16 protein-coding genes and 1 pseudogene are annotated in these 17,414 nt (G+C 71.1%); all 17 read left to right on the top strand.

Features of this window, described 5'->3' with window-relative positions; translation table 11 throughout:
* A pseudogene (locus ACWCV9_RS04435) lies at positions 1-374 on the top strand (phosphocholine cytidylyltransferase family protein); the annotation flags it as partial.
* Positions 362-1,423 (top strand): iron-containing alcohol dehydrogenase family protein, encoded by a 1,062-nt coding sequence (locus ACWCV9_RS04430; RefSeq protein WP_450784203.1) that lies wholly within the window; start codon positions 362-364, stop codon positions 1,421-1,423. The pseudogene ACWCV9_RS04435 and the gene ACWCV9_RS04430, both read left to right, overlap by 13 nt.
* A 13-nt stretch (positions 1,424-1,436) precedes the next feature.
* The gene (locus ACWCV9_RS04425; RefSeq protein WP_450784202.1) at positions 1,437-2,180 is read left to right on the top strand and encodes a CDP-alcohol phosphatidyltransferase family protein; all 744 of its coding nucleotides are present in this window, start codon (positions 1,437-1,439) and stop codon (positions 2,178-2,180) included.
* Between the two features lie 5 nt (positions 2,181-2,185).
* On the top strand, positions 2,186-3,058 hold the full coding sequence (locus ACWCV9_RS04420; protein WP_450784201.1) for a glycosyltransferase family 2 protein: 873 nt from the start codon (positions 2,186-2,188) through the stop codon (positions 3,056-3,058).
* A gap of 55 nt (positions 3,059-3,113) precedes the next feature.
* Positions 3,114-4,043: an ABC transporter permease gene (locus ACWCV9_RS04415; RefSeq protein ID WP_385845835.1), complete on the top strand. Its 930-nt coding sequence runs from the start codon at positions 3,114-3,116 to the stop codon at positions 4,041-4,043.
* The gene (locus tag ACWCV9_RS04410; RefSeq protein WP_385845834.1) at positions 4,036-4,815 is read left to right on the top strand and encodes an ABC transporter ATP-binding protein; all 780 of its coding nucleotides are present in this window, start codon (positions 4,036-4,038) and stop codon (positions 4,813-4,815) included. Before ACWCV9_RS04415 ends, ACWCV9_RS04410 begins: the two co-directional genes overlap by 8 nt.
* Positions 4,816-5,174: 359 nt before the next feature.
* A complete protein-coding gene (gene hpnC, locus ACWCV9_RS04405; RefSeq protein ID WP_450784200.1) occupies positions 5,175-6,071 on the top strand; it encodes a squalene synthase HpnC in 897 nt (298 codons plus the stop codon).
* The gene (gene hpnD / locus ACWCV9_RS04400; RefSeq protein WP_450784199.1) at positions 6,068-7,030 is read left to right on the top strand and encodes a presqualene diphosphate synthase HpnD; all 963 of its coding nucleotides are present in this window, start codon (positions 6,068-6,070) and stop codon (positions 7,028-7,030) included. Before hpnC ends, hpnD begins: the two co-directional genes overlap by 4 nt.
* The gene (locus ACWCV9_RS04395) at positions 7,030-7,158 is read left to right on the top strand and encodes a DUF6380 family protein (RefSeq protein WP_450784198.1); all 129 of its coding nucleotides are present in this window, start codon (positions 7,030-7,032) and stop codon (positions 7,156-7,158) included. Before hpnD ends, ACWCV9_RS04395 begins: the two co-directional genes overlap by 1 nt.
* Positions 7,155-8,582 (top strand): hydroxysqualene dehydroxylase HpnE, encoded by a 1,428-nt coding sequence (hpnE, locus tag ACWCV9_RS04390; RefSeq protein ID WP_450784197.1) that lies wholly within the window; start codon positions 7,155-7,157, stop codon positions 8,580-8,582. Before ACWCV9_RS04395 ends, hpnE begins: the two co-directional genes overlap by 4 nt.
* A complete protein-coding gene (locus tag ACWCV9_RS04385) occupies positions 8,582-9,721 on the top strand; it encodes a polyprenyl synthetase family protein (RefSeq protein WP_450784196.1) in 1,140 nt (379 codons plus the stop codon). The genes hpnE and ACWCV9_RS04385 overlap by 1 nt, the downstream gene beginning before the upstream one ends.
* 120 nt (positions 9,722-9,841) lie before the next feature.
* Positions 9,842-11,863, top strand: coding sequence for a squalene--hopene cyclase (shc, locus tag ACWCV9_RS04380; RefSeq protein WP_450784195.1), 2,022 nt, complete (start codon positions 9,842-9,844; stop codon positions 11,861-11,863).
* Between the two features lies 1 nt (position 11,864).
* On the top strand, positions 11,865-12,506 hold the full coding sequence (locus tag ACWCV9_RS04375; RefSeq protein ID WP_450784194.1) for a phosphorylase family protein: 642 nt from the start codon (positions 11,865-11,867) through the stop codon (positions 12,504-12,506).
* Between the two features lie 5 nt (positions 12,507-12,511).
* Positions 12,512-13,537 (top strand): adenosyl-hopene transferase HpnH, encoded by a 1,026-nt coding sequence (hpnH, locus tag ACWCV9_RS04370; RefSeq protein ID WP_450784193.1) that lies wholly within the window; start codon positions 12,512-12,514, stop codon positions 13,535-13,537.
* A gap of 4 nt (positions 13,538-13,541) precedes the next feature.
* Positions 13,542-14,036 carry a flavodoxin-dependent (E)-4-hydroxy-3-methylbut-2-enyl-diphosphate synthase gene (locus ACWCV9_RS04365; RefSeq protein ID WP_450784192.1) on the top strand — a complete coding sequence of 165 codons (495 nt, stop codon included), beginning with the start codon at positions 13,542-13,544 and terminating at the stop codon, positions 14,034-14,036.
* Between the two features lie 35 nt (positions 14,037-14,071).
* Positions 14,072-15,970 carry a 1-deoxy-D-xylulose-5-phosphate synthase gene (gene dxs / locus ACWCV9_RS04360; protein WP_450784191.1) on the top strand — a complete coding sequence of 633 codons (1,899 nt, stop codon included), beginning with the start codon at positions 14,072-14,074 and terminating at the stop codon, positions 15,968-15,970.
* A complete protein-coding gene (locus ACWCV9_RS04355) occupies positions 15,967-17,352 on the top strand; it encodes an aspartate aminotransferase family protein (RefSeq protein WP_450784190.1) in 1,386 nt (461 codons plus the stop codon). The genes dxs and ACWCV9_RS04355 overlap by 4 nt, the downstream gene beginning before the upstream one ends.
* The last annotated feature ends 62 nt before the right edge of the window (positions 17,353-17,414 follow it).

The following is a 17,414-nucleotide window of genomic DNA, read 5'->3' as shown; positions in this document are numbered from 1 at the left end:
TGGCCGCCCGCGGTGAGGGCAAGAAGATCATCCTCGCGCTGGACACCGTGAAGTCCCTCGCCGACGAGGAGATGAAGGTCGTCGTCGACCCCGCCAAGGGGATGACGAAGATCACCAAGCTGATGGACCCGGCCGAGGCGACCGGCGAGTACATCGGCGTCACCCTCATCGAGGGCGACGCCGCCGCCGAGCTGGCCGACGCGCTCAAGACGGTCTGGGAGACCGACCCGCAGCAGTTCTACGAGCACGGCTACCAGGAACTGGTCGACCGTGGCTTCCGGATCGACGTCGCGCCGATCGGCGACGTCGACTGGGTGGAGATCGACAACCACGACGACCTCGCCCGCGGCCGGGAGATCGCATGCCGCTCCTGACCCGGCTCATTCCCTCGCCGGTCGTCGTGGACATCCGCCCGGGTGCCCTGGACGACCTGGGGGCGGTCCTCGCCGACGAACGCATCGCCCAGTCCGGGCGGCTCGCGGTCGCCGTCAGCGGCGGCTCCGGCGCCCGGCTGCGCGAGCGGGTCTCGCCCTCGCTGCCCGGCGCCACCTGGTACGAGGTGGGCGGCGGCACCCTGGACGACGCGGTCCGGCTGGCCGGCGAGATGAAGTCCGGCCACTACGACGCGGTGGTCGGCCTCGGCGGTGGCAAGATCATCGACTGCGCCAAGTTCGCGGCGGCCCGGGTGGGCCTGCCGCTGGTCGCCGTCCCCACCAACCTCGCCCACGACGGCCTGTGCTCACCGGTCGCGACCCTGGACAACGACGCGGGCCGCGGCTCCTACGGCGTGCCCAACCCGATCGCCGTGGTCATCGACCTGGACGTGATCCGCGAGGCCCCGGCCCGCTTCGTCCGGGCGGGCATCGGCGACGCGATCTCCAACGTCAACGCGATCGCGGACTGGGAGCTGTCCAACAGGGTCAACGGCGAGAAGATCGACGGTCTGGCCGCCGCCATGGCCCGGCAGGCCGGCGAGGCCGTGCTGCGGCACCCCGGCGGCATCGGGGACAACGACTTCCTCCAGGTGCTCGCCGAGGCGCTGGTCCTCAGCGGTATCGCGATGTCCGTGTCGGGCGACTCCCGCCCGTCCTCCGGCTCCTGCCACGAGATCAACCACGCCTTCGACCTGCTGTTCCCCAAGCGGGCGGCGGCCCATGGCGAGCAGTGCGGACTCGGCGCCGCCTTCGCGATGTACCTGCGCGGAGCGCACGAGGAGTCGGCCCACATGGCCGAGGTGCTGCGCCGGCACGGGCTTCCGGTGCTGCCGGAGGAGATCGGCTTCACCGTGGACGAGTTCGTCCGCGTCGTGGAGTTCGCTCCGGAGACCCGGCCCGGGCGCTACACGATCATCGAACACCTCGACCTCAAGACGAACCAGATCAAGGACATCTACGCCGACTATGTCAAGGCCATCGGTAGCTGAACTCCGTCCGGTCGTGCACCCCGCCGGGGTGAAGGACCGGCGCAGCGGTGAGCACTGGGCGGGGCGCCTCTACATGCGTGAGGTCTCCCTGCGGATCGACCGCTACCTGGTCAACACCAGGGTCACGCCCAACCAGCTCACCTACCTGATGACCGTCTGCGGTGTGCTCGCGGCCCCGGCCCTGCTGGTGCCGGGGATCGCGGGCGCCGTCCTCGGTGTCGTCGCCACCCAGCTGTACCTGCTGCTGGACTGCGTGGACGGCGAGATCGCCCGCTGGAAGAAGCAGTACTCGCTCAGCGGCGTCTATCTGGACCGGGTCGGCGCCTATCTCACCGACGCGGCCGTCCTGGTCGGCCTCGGTCTGCGCGCCGCCGACCTGTGGGGCGGCGGCCGGATCGACTGGCTGTGGGCCTTCCTCGGCACCCTCGCCGCGCTCGGCGCCATCCTGATCAAGGCCGAGACCGACCTCGTCGGCGTCGCCCGGCACCAGACCGGCAAGCCGCCGGTCCAGGAGGCCGCCGCGGAGCTGCGCTCCTCCGGGATGGCGCTGGCCCGCCGGGCCGCCGCCGCGCTCAAGTTCCACCGGCTGATCCTCGGTATCGAGGCCTCGCTGCTGATCGTGGTCCTCGCCGTCGCGGACCACATCCACGGCGACCTGTTCTTCACCCGTCTCGGCACCGCCGTGCTGGCCGGCATCGCGATGCTCCAGACCGTGCTGCACCTGGTGTCCATCCTCGCCTCGCGCAGGCTGAAGTGAGTGCCATGAAGGTCGGCGCCGTCATCATCACCATGGGCAACCGGCCGGAGGAGCTGCGGGCCCTGCTCGACTCCGTGGCCAAGCAGGACGGCGACCGCGTCGAGGTGGTCGTCGTCGGCAACGGTTCGCCGGTGCCGGACGTGCCCGAGGGCGTGCGGACCGTCGAGCTGCCCGAGAACCTGGGCATCCCCGGCGGCCGCAACGTCGGCATAGAGGCCTTCGGGCCGGCCGGCCGGGATGTCGACATATTGCTGTTCCTGGACGACGACGGCCTGCTCGCCCGCCATGACACCGCCCAGCTGTGCCGGGAGGCGTTCCGGGCGGACCCGCAGCTCGGCATCATCAGCTTCCGGATCGCCGACCCCGAGACCGGCGAGACCCAGCGCCGGCACGTGCCCCGGCTGCGCGCCTCCGACCCGATGCGCTCCTCCCGGGTGACCACCTTCCTGGGCGGCGCCAACGCCGTACGCACCCGTGTCTTCGCCGAGGTCGGCGGGTTGCCGGACGAGTTCTTCTACGCCCACGAGGAGACCGACCTGGCCTGGCGCGCGCTGAACGCGGGCTGGCTGATCGACTACCGGTCCGACATGGTGCTGTACCACCCGACGACCGCGCCCTCGCGGCACGCGGTCTACCACCGCATGGTCGCCCGCAACCGGGTCTGGCTCGCCCGCCGCAATCTGCCCGCCCTCCTCGTCCCCGTCTATCTCGGGGTGTGGCTGCTGCTCACCCTGCTCCGCCGCCCCTCCGGTCCGGCCCTGAAGGCCTGGTTCGGCGGCTTCAAGGAGGGCTGGACCACGCCGTGCGGCCCGCGCCGGCCCATGCGGTGGCGCACGGTGTGGCGGCTGACCCGGCTGGGACGGCCCCCGGTGATCTGAGAAGCTTCTTACCTGAAGAGCAAGCTTCTTACCGAGAGAGTCCTGGTTTCCACTCGTGAGTCACACAACGCATGACGGCGGTGTCGCGGTGAGCGCGGCGCCGTCGCCCGACGAGGGGCTGACGGCGGCCGAGCTCGCCGCCAAGTACGGGCTCGCCGTGAGCGGCGCCAGGCCCACGCTCGTCGAGTACGTCCGGCAGCTGTGGGGGCGGCGCCACTTCATCCTCGCCTTCTCCCAGGCCAAGCTGACGGCGCAGTACAGCCAGGCCAAGCTGGGCCAGCTCTGGCAGGTGGCCACACCGCTGCTGAACGCCGGCGTGTACTACTTCATCTTCGGCGTCATCCTGCACGCGAGCCGCGGCCTGTCCCAGGACGTGTACATCCCGTTCCTGGTCACGGGCGTGTTCGTGTTCACCTTCACGCAGAGCTCGGTCATGTCGGGCGTCCGCGCGATCTCCGGCAACCTCGGTCTGGTGCGCGCCCTGCACTTCCCGCGCGCCTCGCTGCCCGTCTCCTTCTCGCTCCAGCAGCTCCAGCAGCTGCTCTTCTCGATGATCGTGATGTTCATCGTGGCGATCGGCTTCGGCAGCTACCCGAGCGCCTCCTGGCTGCTGATCGTGCCGGTCCTGCTGTTGCAGTTCCTGTTCAACACCGGGCTCGCGCTGATCGTGGCCCGCATGGGCGCCAAGACCCCGGACCTCGCCCAGCTGATGCCGTTCATCCTGCGCACCTGGATGTACACCTCCGGCGTGATGTTCTCCATCCACAAGATGATGGAGGGCCGCTCCGAGATCGCGGTCCGGCTGCTCCAGGTCAACCCGGCCGCGGTCTACATGGACCTGATGCGCTTCGCGCTGATCGACGGCTACGGCGCCTCGAACCTGCCCCCGCATGTGTGGGCCATCGCGCTGTTCTGGGCCGTGGCCGTCTTCGCGGGCGGCTTCGTGTACTTCTGGAAGGCGGAGGAGAGGTACGGCCGTGGCTGAGCAGCACACCGGGGACCGCCGCCCCACTGTCATCGCGGACGACCTGCACATCGTCTACCGGGTCAACGGCGCCAAGACCGGCAAGGGCAGCGCCACGGCGGCGCTCAGCCGGATCGTCCGGCGGGGCGAGGAGCGCGGGGTGCGCAAGGTGCACGCCGTGCGCGGGGTGTCCTTCGTCGCCTACCGCGGCGAGGCCATCGGCCTGATCGGCTCCAACGGCTCCGGCAAGTCCACCCTGCTGCGTGCCATCGCCGGGCTGCTGCCCGCGGAGCGGGGCAAGGTCTACACCGACGGCCAGCCGTCCCTGCTGGGCGTGAACGCGGCCCTGATGAACGACCTGACCGGCGAACGGAACGTCATCCTGGGCGGGCTCGCCATGGGGATGTCCCGGGAGCAGATCAAGGAGCGTTATCAGGAGATCGTCGACTTCTCGGGCATCAATGAGAAAGGCGACTTCATCACGCTGCCGATGCGCACCTACTCCTCCGGTATGGCGGCCCGGCTCAGGTTCTCCATCGCCGCCGCCAAGGACCACGACGTCCTCATGATCGACGAGGCGCTCGCCACCGGTGACCGGAAGTTCCAGAAGCGCTCGGAGGACCGCATCCGGGAACTGCGCAAGGAAGCCGGCACGGTCTTTCTGGTCAGCCACAACAACAAGTCCATCCGCGACACCTGCAACCGCGTGCTCTGGCTGGAACGCGGTGAACTGCGTATGGACGGCCCGACCGAAGAGGTCCTGAAGGAGTACGAGAAGTTCACGGGTAAGTGACCCGGTTCGGCAGGGGCCCCGTCGGAAGCCTTCCGGCGGGGCCTCGCGCCTGCAAAAGAAACGTCAACTACGGTGGCCCCGAGGAATCTTGAGGGCAATCGGTGTGTTGTTGTGATGCGCAGGACACCCCCCTGAAGGCAGCTGCGTTGTACAACGTAAGCTGTACCGGTGCCGGAAAGCGGCAAGTGGGGAGATAATGCGCGACACCCTCCACCGGGCCGACCCGCGAATTGCTGGGCGGCGTGTCCGAAATAGTGTGTATTGGGTCGGCAGTGTAGAACGGGAGATGTGACGGCAATGGCTACGGAAACTCCCCAGCTCAACGCAGCATGTGCCGTCCCCGCCCCGGGCAGCGCGCGATGACGGCCGCGGAAACGGCGTCGGACCCGGAGCACGCCACCCTGTCGAAGGCCGCGAGTGAGAACTTTCCCGTGGCCCCGTTCTTCCTGCCCAGGGAGTGGCGCCACGACCTCATGGCCGTCTACGGCTTCGCCCGGCTCGTCGACGACATCGGCGACGGCGATCTCGCCCCCGGCGGAGCCGACGCACGGCTGCTCGGCGTGTCGGCCACCGAAGCCGAGAACCGTCTGGTCCTGCTCGACGCCTTCGAGGCCGACCTGCACCGCGTCTTCGACGGCACCCCGCGCCACCCGCTGCTGCGCCGGCTCCAGCCGACCGTCCGCCGCCGCGGTCTCACACCCGCGCCGTTCCTCGGCCTGATCGCCGCGAACCGCCAGGACCAGCTGGTCACGCGGTACGAGACCTATGACGACCTGCTCGCCTACTGCGAGCTGTCCGCCAACCCCGTCGGCCGCCTGGTCCTCGGGGTCACCGGCACCGCGACCCCCGAGCGCATCCGGCTGTCCGACGCGATCTGCACCGCGTTGCAGATCGTGGAGCACCTCCAGGACGTCGCCGAGGATCTGAACCGGGACCGGATCTATCTGCCGGCCGAGGACATGAAGCGTTTCCATGTGCAGGAAACCGACCTCTCCGCGAAAACCGCGGGCGCATCGGTGCGCGCCCTGGTTGCATACGAAGCGCAACGCGCCCGCGTTCTGCTGAATGAAGGCGCCCCCCTGGTGGGTAGCGTCCACGGCAGGTTGAAGCTGCTGCTCGCAGGGTTCGTTGCGGGGGGAAGGGCGGCGATCCGCGCGATCGCCGCCGCCGAATACGACGTACTTCCCGGCCCGCCCAAGCCCGGCACGATCCAGTTGCTGCGTGAGGCGGGCGTGATTCTGCGAGGAGAGGGGTGATCGGGGCCGTGGATTCTCCGCCGCACGTGTCCGCACCGGTACTCGCCGCCTACAGCTACTGCGAGACGGTCACGGGTCAGCAGGCCCGCAACTTCGCCTACGGCATCCGGCTGCTGCCGGCGCCCAAGCGCCGCGCCATGTCGGCGCTGTACGCGTTCTCCCGGCGCGTGGACGACATCGGCGACGGCGACCTGGCCGACGACGTGAAGCTGACGCGGCTCGAGGACACCCGGGCCCTGCTCGCCCGGGTCCGCGCGGGCGCGGTCGAGGAGGACGACACCGATCCGGTGGCCGTCGCCCTCAGCCATGCCGCACGGGCCTTCCCGATCCCGCTCGACGGCCTGGACGAGCTGATCGACGGCGTCCAGATGGACGTGCGCGGCGAGACCTACGAGACCTGGGACGACCTGAAGGCCTACTGCCGGTGTGTCGCCGGTGCCATCGGACGCCTCTCGCTCGGCGTGTTCGGCACCGAACCGGGCGCGCGCGGCGCCGAGCGCGCGGCCGAGTACGCCGACACCCTCGGCCTCGCCCTCCAGCTCACCAACATCCTCCGGGACGTCCGCGAGGACGCGCAGGGCGGCCGTACCTACCTGCCCGCCGACGACCTCGCCAAGTTCGGCTGCTCGGCCGGGTTCGACCGGCCGACCCCGCCGGAGGGCTCGGACTTCGCGGGCCTGGTGCACTTCGAGGTCCGGCGGGCCCGCGCCCTGTTCGCGGAGGGCTACCAGCTGCTGCCCATGCTCGACCGGCGCAGCGGTGCCTGCGTGGCGGCCATGGCCGGCATCTACCGCCGGCTCCTCGACCGCATCGAGCGCGACCCGGAGGCGGTGCTGCGCGGCCGGGTCTCGCTGCCCGGACACGAGAAGGCGTATGTCGCCGTGCGCGGTCTGTCCGGTCTCGACACCCGCCATGTGACCCGCCATGTCTCGCCGCGGACCATCCGGAGGCGCGTCTGATGGACCGCACCGAACCAGGGGACATGCGCCGGGCAACCCTCCACCACGGCGTGGCGTCCCTGACTGCGACGACTGACCGTGCACCGTTCAACCAGCACGGTCGGCACGCAGGGAAGGACGCACGATGAGCGACGGCTCACGGTCCGCGCAGGCGCAGGCACACACCCGGGACAGGGCGGGGCGCAGCGCCGTCGTGGTCGGCGGCGGACTCGCCGGGATCACCGCGGCACTCGCGCTCGCCGACGCGGGCATCGATGTCACCCTGCTCGAAGGCAGACCCAGGCTGGGCGGCCTCGCCTTCTCCTTCCAGCGCGGCGAACTGACCGTCGACAACGGCCAGCACGTGTACCTGCGCTGCTGCACCGCCTACCGCTGGTTCCTCGACCGGATCGAGGGCGCGGCGCTGGCACCGTTGCAGGACCGCCTGGACGTGCCCGTCGTCGACGTCGCCAAGCCCGAGGGCAGACGGCTCGGCCGGCTGCGGCGCGACCCCCTGCCCGTCCCCCTCCACCTGGGGCGCAGTCTGGCCACCTATCCGCATCTCTCGCTCGCCGAGCGTGCCGCGGTCGGGCGGGCCGCGCTCGCGCTCAAGGGACTCGACCTCGCCGATCCGTCCCTGGACGCCCAGGACTTCGGCAGCTGGCTGGCCGGGCACGGCCAGTCGGCGCGCGCCGTCGAGGCCCTGTGGGACCTGGTCGGGGTCGCCACCCTCAACGCGGTCGCGGGCGACGCCTCGCTGGGGCTCGCCGCGATGGTGTTCAAGACCGGTCTGCTGTCCGACCCGGGCGCGGCCGACATCGGCTGGGCCCGCGTCCCGCTGGGCGAACTGCACGACCGGCTGGCCCGCAAGGCGCTCGACTCCGCGGGCGTGCGTACCGAGGTCCGTACACGCGTCACCTCCGTCTCTAAGAACGAGAACGGCACGTGGAGCGTTCAGGTTCCCGGCGAGACACTCGAAACCGACGCCGTCGTCCTCGCCGTACCCCAGCGCGAGACCCACGCCCTGCTGCCGCCCGGTGCGCTGGACGCCCCCGAGCGGCTGCTGCGGATCGGCACCGCGCCGATCCTCAACGTCCATGTCGTGTACGACCGTACGGTGCTCACGCGGCCCTTCTTCGCGGCCCTCGGCACCCCGGTCCAGTGGGTCTTCGACCGCACCCACGCCTCCGGACTGCGCACCGGCCAGTATCTGGCGCTGTCCCAGTCGGCCGCGCAGGACGACATCGACCTGCCCGTCGCCGACCTGCGCCGGCGCTATCTGCCCGAGTTGGAACGGCTCCTGCCGGGTACGCGCGGCGCCGTGGTGAAGGACTTCTTCGTGACCCGGGAGCGCACGGCCACGTTCGCCCCCACCACCGGCGTCGGGCGGCTGCGGCCCGGCGCCCGCACCAAAGCCCCCGGCCTGTACCTGGCCGGAGCGTGGACCGCCACCGGGTGGCCCGCGACCATGGAGAGTGCGGTCCGCAGCGGCGTGAGTGCGGCCGACGCCGCGCTCGGCGCCCTGGGCCGGCCCCGCCCGAGCCGTCTCTTCGCCTTCGAGGAGGCGGCCTGATGCTCGATCAGCACCCGGCGGCGGGCCCCCGCACCCCCGGTACCGCAACAAGAGGAGAGACTGTGCCCACTGTGCCCCCGGCCTCGACGCCCGCGGGAGGAGAGACCGCGGTGGACGTGACCGCGCTGCTGGAGCGCGGCCGCGCCCTGGCCACACCGGTTCTGCGGGCGGCCGTCGACCGCCTGGCGCCGCCCATGGACACCGTCGCCGCCTACCACTTCGGCTGGATCGACGCCGCCGGGAACCCGGCCGACGGCGCCGGCGGCAAGGCCGTCCGCCCCGCCCTCGCGGTGCTCTCCGCCGAAGTCACCGGCAAGGCGCCCGAGGTGGGCATCCCCGGCGCCGTGGCGGTGGAGCTCGTGCACAACTTCTCGCTGCTGCACGACGACCTGATGGACGGCGACGAGCAGCGCCGGCACCGCGACACCGTATGGAAGCTGCACGGCCCCGCCCAGGCCATCCTGGTCGGCGACGCCCTGTTCGCGCTCGCCAACGAGGTGCTGCTGGAGCTGGGCACGGTCGAGGCCGGCCGCGCCACCCGCCGGCTGACCACCGCCACCCGCGCCCTGATCGACGGTCAGGCGCAGGACATCTCCTACGAGCACCGCGACCGCGTCAGCGTCGAGGAGTGCCTGGAGATGGAGGGGCAGAAGACCGGCGCGCTGCTCGCCGCGTCCAGCTCCATCGGCGCCGTGCTCGGCGGCGCGGACGACACCACCGCGGACGCGCTGGAGAAGTACGGCTACCACCTCGGACTCGCCTTCCAGGCGGTCGACGACCTGCTCGGCATCTGGGGCGACCCCGAGTCCACCGGCAAGCAGACCTGGAGCGACCTGCGCCAGCGCAAGAAGTCCCTGCCGGTGGTGGCCGCGCTCGCGGCCGGCGGCCCCGCCTCCGAGCGGCTCGGCGAGATCCTCGCCGCCGACGCCAAGAGCAGCGACTTCGAGAACTTCTCGGAGGAGGAGTTCGCGGCCCGCGCCGCCCTCATCGAGGAGGCCGGCGGCCGCGACTGGACGGCGGAGGAAGCGCGCCGTCAGCACGCCATCGCCATCGAAGCCCTGCACACCGTCGGCATGCCCGACCGGGTACGGGCCGCCTTCACGGCGCTCGCCGACTTCGTCGTCGTACGAAAGAGATGATCATTATCGGCTCGACAAGCCTCGCATAGTCGCCGGCCGGTGTCGCACGCACGACGCAGGACACCGGCCGACGGCGGACCCACAGCAGCACGACTCGCACGACTGCACGAAGGGGAAGCCATGACAGCGACGACCGACGGAAGCACCGGGGCGACTCTGCCGTCCCGGGCGGCCGCGGCCAGCGACACCACCCTCACCCCCGAGGCGGCCGGGGTACAAGAAGCCGCCGCGCGTGCCGCCCGGCGCGCCACCGACCACCTGCTCTCCCGGCAGGACGCCCAGGGCTGGTGGAAGGGCGACCTGGAGACCAACGTCACCATGGACGCCGAGGACCTGATGCTCCGCCAGTTCCTGGGCATCCTGGACGACAGGACCGTACAAGCCGCCGCGCTGTTCATCCGCGGCGAGCAGCGCGAGGACGGCACCTGGGCCACCTTCTACGGCGGCCCCGGCGACCTGTCCGCCACCATCGAGGCGTACGTCGCCCTCCGTCTGGCCGGGGACGCGCCCGACGCCCCGCACATGGCCCGGGCGGCCGCCTGGATCCGCGACCGCGGCGGTATCGCCGCCGCCCGGGTGTTCACCCGGATCTGGCTCGCCCTGTTCGGCTGGTGGAAGTGGGAGGACCTGCCCGAGCTGCCGCCGGAGCTGATCTGGTTCCCCACCTGGTTCCCGCTGAACATCTACAACTTCGGCTGCTGGGCGCGGCAGACCATCGTGCCGCTCACCATCGTCTCCGCCAAGCGCCCGGTGCGCCCGGCACCCTTCGCGCTGGACGAGCTGCACACCGACCCGGCCGTGCCCAACCCGCCGCAGCCGCCCGCCCCGGTGACGAGCTGGGACGGGCTCTTCCAGCGGCTCGACAAGGTGGTCCGCGGCTACCGCAAGGTCGCCGTGCGCAGACTCCGCAAGGCCGCGATGGGCTCCGCGGCCCGCTGGATCGTGGAGCGGCAGGAGAACGACGGCTGCTGGGGCGGCATCCAGCCCCCGGCGGTGTACTCGGTCATCGCCCTGCACCTGCTCGGCTACGACCTCGAACACCCGGTGCTGCGCGAGGGCCTCGCGTCGCTGGACCGTTTCGCCGTCTGGCGCGAGGACGGCGCCCGGATGATCGAGGCCTGCCAGTCACCGGTCTGGGACACCTGCCTCGCCACCATCGCGCTCGCCGACGCCGGGCTGCCCAACGACCATCCGGCGCTGGTCAAGGCGGCCGACTGGATGCTGGGCGAGGAGATCGTCCGGCCCGGCGACTGGGCCGTACGCCGTCCCCAACTGCCGCCGGGCGGCTGGGCGTTCGAGTTCCACAACGACAACTACCCGGACATCGACGACACCGCCGAGGTGGCGCTCGCGCTGCGCCGGGTGCGGCACCACGACCCGGAGCGGGTGGACCGGGCGATCGGGCGCGGGGTGCGCTGGAACCTCGGGATGCAGTCGAAGAACGGCGGCTGGGGCGCCTTCGACGTCGACAACACCAGCCCGTTCCCGAACCGGCTGCCGTTCTGCGACTTCGGCGAGGTCATCGACCCGCCGTCCGCGGACGTCACCGCGCATGTCGTGGAGATGCTCGCCGCCGAGGGCCTGGCGCACGATCCGCGCACCCGGCGGGGCATCGACTGGCTGCTCGCCGAACAGGAGCCGAACGGCTCGTGGTTCGGCCGCTGGGGCGTCAACTACCTCTACGGCACCGGGTCCGTCGTACCGGCGCTGACCGCCGCCGGCCTGCCCGGCTCGCACCCGGCGATCCGGCGGGCCGTCGCCTGGCTGGAGAGTGTGCAGAACGACGACGGCGGCTGGGGCGAGGACCTGCGCTCCTACAAGTACGCCAAGGAGTGGAGCGGTCGCGGGGTTTCCACGCCCTCGCAGACCGCGTGGGCGCTGATGGCGCTGCTCGCCGCCGGGGAGCAGGGTTCCAAGGCCGTCGAGCGCGGCATCCGGTGGCTGGCCGAGACCCAGCGGGAGGACGGCAGCTGGGACGAGCCGTACTTCACCGGCACCGGCTTCCCCTGGGACTTCTCCATCAACTACCACCTGTACCGGCAGGTGTTCCCGCTCACCGCGCTCGGCCGCTATCTGCACGGCGACCCCTTCGAGCGCAAGCTGCTCGCCCGGACACCGCGTCCCGAGGCGAAGGTGAGCTGAGATGAGCGCCGTGCCCGCCCCGGCCCCGCTGCTGATCGCCTGCGCGCTCGGCATCGAGCACCTCGCCCTGCGCACCGGCGACCGCACCGGGACGGGCGGGCCGGTGAGCTTCGTCCGTACCGGCATGGGGCCCCGGGCGGCGGAACGCTCCGTCACCCGGCACCTCGCCACCCCGGCGCTCGCCGACGCGGCCGTACTGGCCACCGGCTTCTGCGCCGGGCTCGCCCCCGGGATGCACCCCGGTGACCTGGTGGTCGCCGAGGAGACCCGGGACCCGCACGCCACCGTCCCCTGCGTGGGCACCGAACTGCTCGTCAAGGAGCTGGTGCGCATCCTGCCCGGGCGCACGGTCCACACCGGCCCGCTCACCGGCTCCGACCACGTCGTCCGGGGCCCCGAGCGGTTCGATCTGCTCGCGACCGGGGCGATCGCGGTCGACATGGAGTCCGCGGCCACGCTGCGCGCGGCCGTACGGGCCGGTGAGCGCCCGGTCGCGGCCGTCCGGGTCGTCGTGGACGCACCCGAACACGAACTCGTCCGGATCGGCACGGTACGCGGTGGAATATCTGCATTTCGCGTTCTTCGTTCCGTTCTTCCCGCATTTTTTGAATGGCACCGTTCTTTGTTGCTCCCCCGGAGGTGAGCCAGATGGCCATGCCGCTGCGTCAGACCGTCAAGGTCGCTACTTATCTGTTCGAACAGAAGCTCAGGAAGCGGGACAAGTTCGCCCTGCTCGTGGAGTTGGAGCCGTTGTTCGCGTGCAACCTCAAGTGCGAGGGCTGCGGCAAGATCCAGCACCCGGCCGGCGTCCTCAAGCAGCGCATGCCCGTGGCGCAGGCCGTGGGAGCCGTTCTGGAGTCCGGTGCGCCGATGGTGTCCATCGCCGGCGGCGAGCCGTTGATGCATCCTCAGATCGACGAGATCGTGCGCCAGTTGGTGGCCAAGAAGAAGTTCGTCTTCCTCTGCACCAACGCGCTGCTGATGCGCAAGAAGATGGACAAGTTCAAGCCCTCGCCGTACTTCGCGTGGGCCGTGCACATCGACGGACTGCGGGAGCGGCACGACGCCTCCGTGGCCAAGGAGGGCACCTTCGACGAGGCGGTCGAGGCCATCAAGGAGGCCAAGCGACGCGGCTTCCGGGTGACCACCAACTCGACCTTCTTCAACACGGACACCCCGCAGACCGTCGTCGAGGTGCTGAACTTCCTCAACGACGACCTGGGCGTGGACGAGATGATGCTCTCGCCCGCCTACGCCTACGAGAAGGCCCCCGACCAGGAGCACTTCCTCGGCGTCCAGCAGACCAGGGAACTGTTCAAGAAGGCGTTCTCCGGCGGCAACCGCAAGCGGTGGCGGCTCAACCAGAGCCCGCTCTTCCTGGACTTCCTGGAGGGCAAGGTCGACTTCCCGTGCACCGCCTGGGCGATCCCCAGCTACTCCCTCTTCGGCTGGCAGAAGCCCTGCTATCTGATGAGCGACGGCTATGTGCCCACCTACCGGCAGCTGCTGGAGGAGACCGACTGGGACAAGTACGGCCGCGGCAAGGACCCGCGCTGCGCCAACTGCATGGCCCACTGCGGCTACGAACCGACCGCCGTGCTCGCCACCATGGGCTCCCTGAAGGAGTCGCTGCGGGCCGCGCGGGAGACGATGACCAGCGGCAAGCAGGAGTGAGGCGATGACCGCCGTTCCGCCGGGCGTGCCGGGGGTGCCGCCCCGGCCGCTCGCGCCGCGGCGCCGGTCGCGACAGCTTGAGGTCGGGCCGGTGGCGGTGGGCGGCGGTGCCCCGGCGTCGGCGCAGTCGGTGACCACGACCCGTACCCGTCTGCTGAGCCGCGATCCTGCGCGCGGGGTCGTCGGGCAGCCGGTCGTCATGATCGAGGCCTACCGCCAGCTCGCCGCGCAGGGCGACTACCCGCTCCACCTCGGCGTCACCGAGGCCGGCCCCGCCTTCCAGGGCACCATCACGTCGGCGGTCGCCCTGCGGGTGGCCGTGACGGGCTGTGGGGTCAACGGCCCCGGCGAGGCCCGCGAGGCCGACCTCGGAGTTGCCTCGGGCAACGGCAAGGGCCAGATCTTCGTCCGGGGCGAGGCCATCAAGACCGTCCCCGAGTCCAAGATCGTGGAAACCGTCATCGAGGAGGCGCAGAAGCTGGCCGAACAGAAGAGTTGATTCCAGGCAAGGCACGGACCGAGAGGGGGCCGAGCGTGACGATTCTGGAGACGATCCGGCAGCCGCGCGACCTGAAGGCGCTGTCCGAGGCGGAACTCGGCGAACTGTCCCAAGAGATACGCGACTTCCTGGTGCACGCGGTGACCCGGACCGGCGGTCATCTCGGGCCCAACCTCGGGGTGGTGGAACTCTCCATCGCCCTGCACCGGGTCTTCGAGTCACCGGTCGACCGCATCCTGTGGGACACGGGTCACCAGAGTTATGTGCACAAACTTCTGACCGGACGTCAGGACTTCTCCAAGCTGCGCGGCAAGGGCGGACTGTCCGGCTATCCCTCGCGCGAGGAGTCCGAGCACGACATCATCGAGAACAGCCACGCCTCCACCGCGCTCGGCTGGGCCGACGGCCTCGCCAAGGCCAACCAGGTGCGGGGCGAGAAGGGCCATGTCGTCGCGGTCATCGGCGACGGCGCGCTGACCGGCGGCATGGCCTGGGAGGCGCTGAACAACATCGCGGCCGCACGGGACCGCCCGCTCATCATCGTCGTCAACGACAACGAGCGCTCCTACGCGCCGACCATCGGGGGCCTCGCCAACCACCTGGCCGCCCTGCGCACCACCGACGGTTACGAGAAGGTCCTCGCCTGGGGCAAGGACGTCCTGCTGCGCACCCCCGTCGTCGGCAGCACCGTCTACGAGTCCCTGCACGGCGCGAAGAAGGGCTTCAAGGACGCCTTCGCCCCGCAGGGCATGTTCGAGGACCTCGGCCTGAAGTACGTCGGCCCGATCGACGGCCACGACATCGGGGCCGTCGAGTCCGCGCTGCGCCGCGCGAAACGCTTCCACGGCCCCGTCCTGGTCCACTGCCTCACCGAGAAGGGCCGCGGCTACGAACCCGCCCTCGCGCACGAGGAGGACCACTTCCACAGCGTCGGCGTGATGGACCCGCTGACCTGCGAGCCGCTCGCGCCGTCGGGCGGACCCTCCTGGACCTCGGTGTTCGGCGAGGAGATGGTGCGGATCGGCGAGGAGCGGGACGACGTCGTCGCCATCACCGCGGCCATGCTGCACCCGGTCGGCCTCGGCGCGTTCGCCGAGCGCTTCCCGGACCGGGTCTGGGACGTCGGCATCGCCGAGCAGCACGCGGCCGTCTCCGCGGCCGGCCTCGCCACCGGCGGACTGCACCCCGTCGTCGCCGTCTACGCCACCTTCCTCAACCGCGCCTTCGACCAGCTGCTGATGGACGTCGCCCTGCACCGCTGCGGGGTGACCTTCGTGCTGGACCGGGCCGGCGTCACCGGCACCGACGGCGCCTCCCACAACGGCATGTGGGACATGTCCGTCCTCCAGGTCGTGCCCGGCCTGCGGATCGCCGCCCCGCGCGACGCCGACCAGCTGCGCGCCCAGCTCCGCGAGGCCGTCGCCGTGGACGACGCGCCCACCGTGGTCCGCTTCCCGAAGGAGTCGGCCGGCCCGGCGATCCCGGCCACCGGCCGCGTGGGCGGCATGGACGTCCTGCACCGCGACGAGAACCCCGAGGTGCTGCTGGTCGCCGTCGGCGTCATGGCCCCGGTGAGCCTCCAGACCGCCGAGCTGCTGGCCGCCCGGGGCATCGGCTGCACCGTCGTCGACCCCCGCTGGGTCAAGCCCGTCGACCCCGCGCTGCCCGCCCTCGCGGCCGGACACCGGCTGATCGCCGTGGTCGAGGACAACAGCCGGGCCGCGGGCGTCGGCTCGGCCGTGGCGCTGGCCCTCGGCGACGCCGACGTGGACGTGCCGGTACGGCGGTTCGGCATCCCGGAGCTGTTCCTCCCGCACGCCAAACGCGGCGAGGTCCTGGCCGACATCGGCCTCACGCCCGTCGAGATCGCCGGGCGGATCAGTGGGAGCCTGGCCGTCGCGGACGCGCGCGGCACAGCCAAGGAGAGTGAATGACCACCGAGTTCGACCTCGGCGCCCTGCTCGCCGAGCGCGGAGCCGAACGCTACGAGCTGCACAGCCGCTACCTCAACCCGCAGCTCCCGCGGATGCTGCACACCATCGGCTTCGACAAGGTCTACGAGCGGGCCGAGGGCGCCCACTTCTTCGACGCGGACGGCAACGACTACCTGGACATGCTCGCCGGGTTCGGGGTGATGGGCCTCGGCCGCCACCACCCGGTCGTCCGCAAGGCGCTGCACGACGTCCTGGACCTGGACCTCGCCGACCTCACCCGCTTCGACTGCCAGCCGCTGCCCGGTCTGCTCGCCGAGCGGCTGCTCGCCCGCAGCCCGCACCTGGACCGGGTGTTCTTCGGCAACAGCGGCACCGAGGCCGTCGAGACGGCCCTGAAGTTCGCCCGGTACGCCACCGGCAAGCCCCGCGTCCTCTACTGCGACCACGCCTTCCACGGCCTGACCACCGGCTCGCTGTCGGTCAACGGCGAGAAGGGCTTCCGGGACGGCTTCGCGCCGCTGCTGCCCGACACCGCCGTACCGCTCGGTGATCTCGACGCGCTGGCACGGGAGCTGAAGAAGGGCGACGTGGCCGCCCTGATCGTGGAACCGATCCAGGGCAAGGGCGTGCACGAGGCGCCGCCCGGCTATCTGCGCGCCGCGCAGGACCTGCTGCACCGGCACAAGGCGCTGCTCATCGCCGACGAGGTGCAGACCGGCCTGGGCCGCACCGGCGACTTCTACGCCTACCAGCACGAGGACGGCGTCGAACCCGACCTGGTCTGTGTGGCCAAGGCCCTCTCCGGCGGCTATGTGCCGGTCGGCGCCACCCTCGGCAAGGACTGGATCTTCAAGAAGGTCTACTCGTCCATGGACCGCGTCCTGGTCCACTCCGCCAGCTTCGGCGCCAACGCCCAGGCGATGGCGTGCGGCCTGGCGGTGCTGTCGGTGATGGAGAACGACCAGATCGTCGCCCAGGTGCGCGCCACCGGCGAGCTGCTGAAGTCCCGGCTCGCCGCCCTGGTCGACACCTACGAGCTGCTCGCCGACGTCCGCGGCCGGGGCCTGATGATCGGCATCGAGTTCGGCCGGCCGGCCTCGCTGAAGCTGCGCAGCCGCTGGACCATGCTCCAGGCGGCCCGCAAGGGCCTGTTCGCCCAGATGGTCGTCGTACCGCTGCTCCAGCGGCACCGGATCCTCACCCAGGTCTCCGGCGACCACCTGGAGGTGATCAAGCTGATCCCGCCGCTGATCATCGACGAGGCCGACGTCGACCGGTTCGTGACGGCGTTCACGGCCGTCATGGACGACGCCCACAGCGGCGGCGGCCTGCTGTGGGACTTCGGCAAGACCCTGATCAAACAGGCGGTGGCCAACCGCTAGCACGGCAGGCCGCCGTGGGCTCCCGCCGCGGGACCGCCCGGCGTTCGCGCTGCGAGCGCCGG

The organism is Streptomyces sp. NPDC001606, from assembly GCF_053596835.1.
The sequence above is the reverse complement of the archived record's forward strand: the minus strand, read 5'-3'. Positions and strand labels throughout refer to the sequence as shown.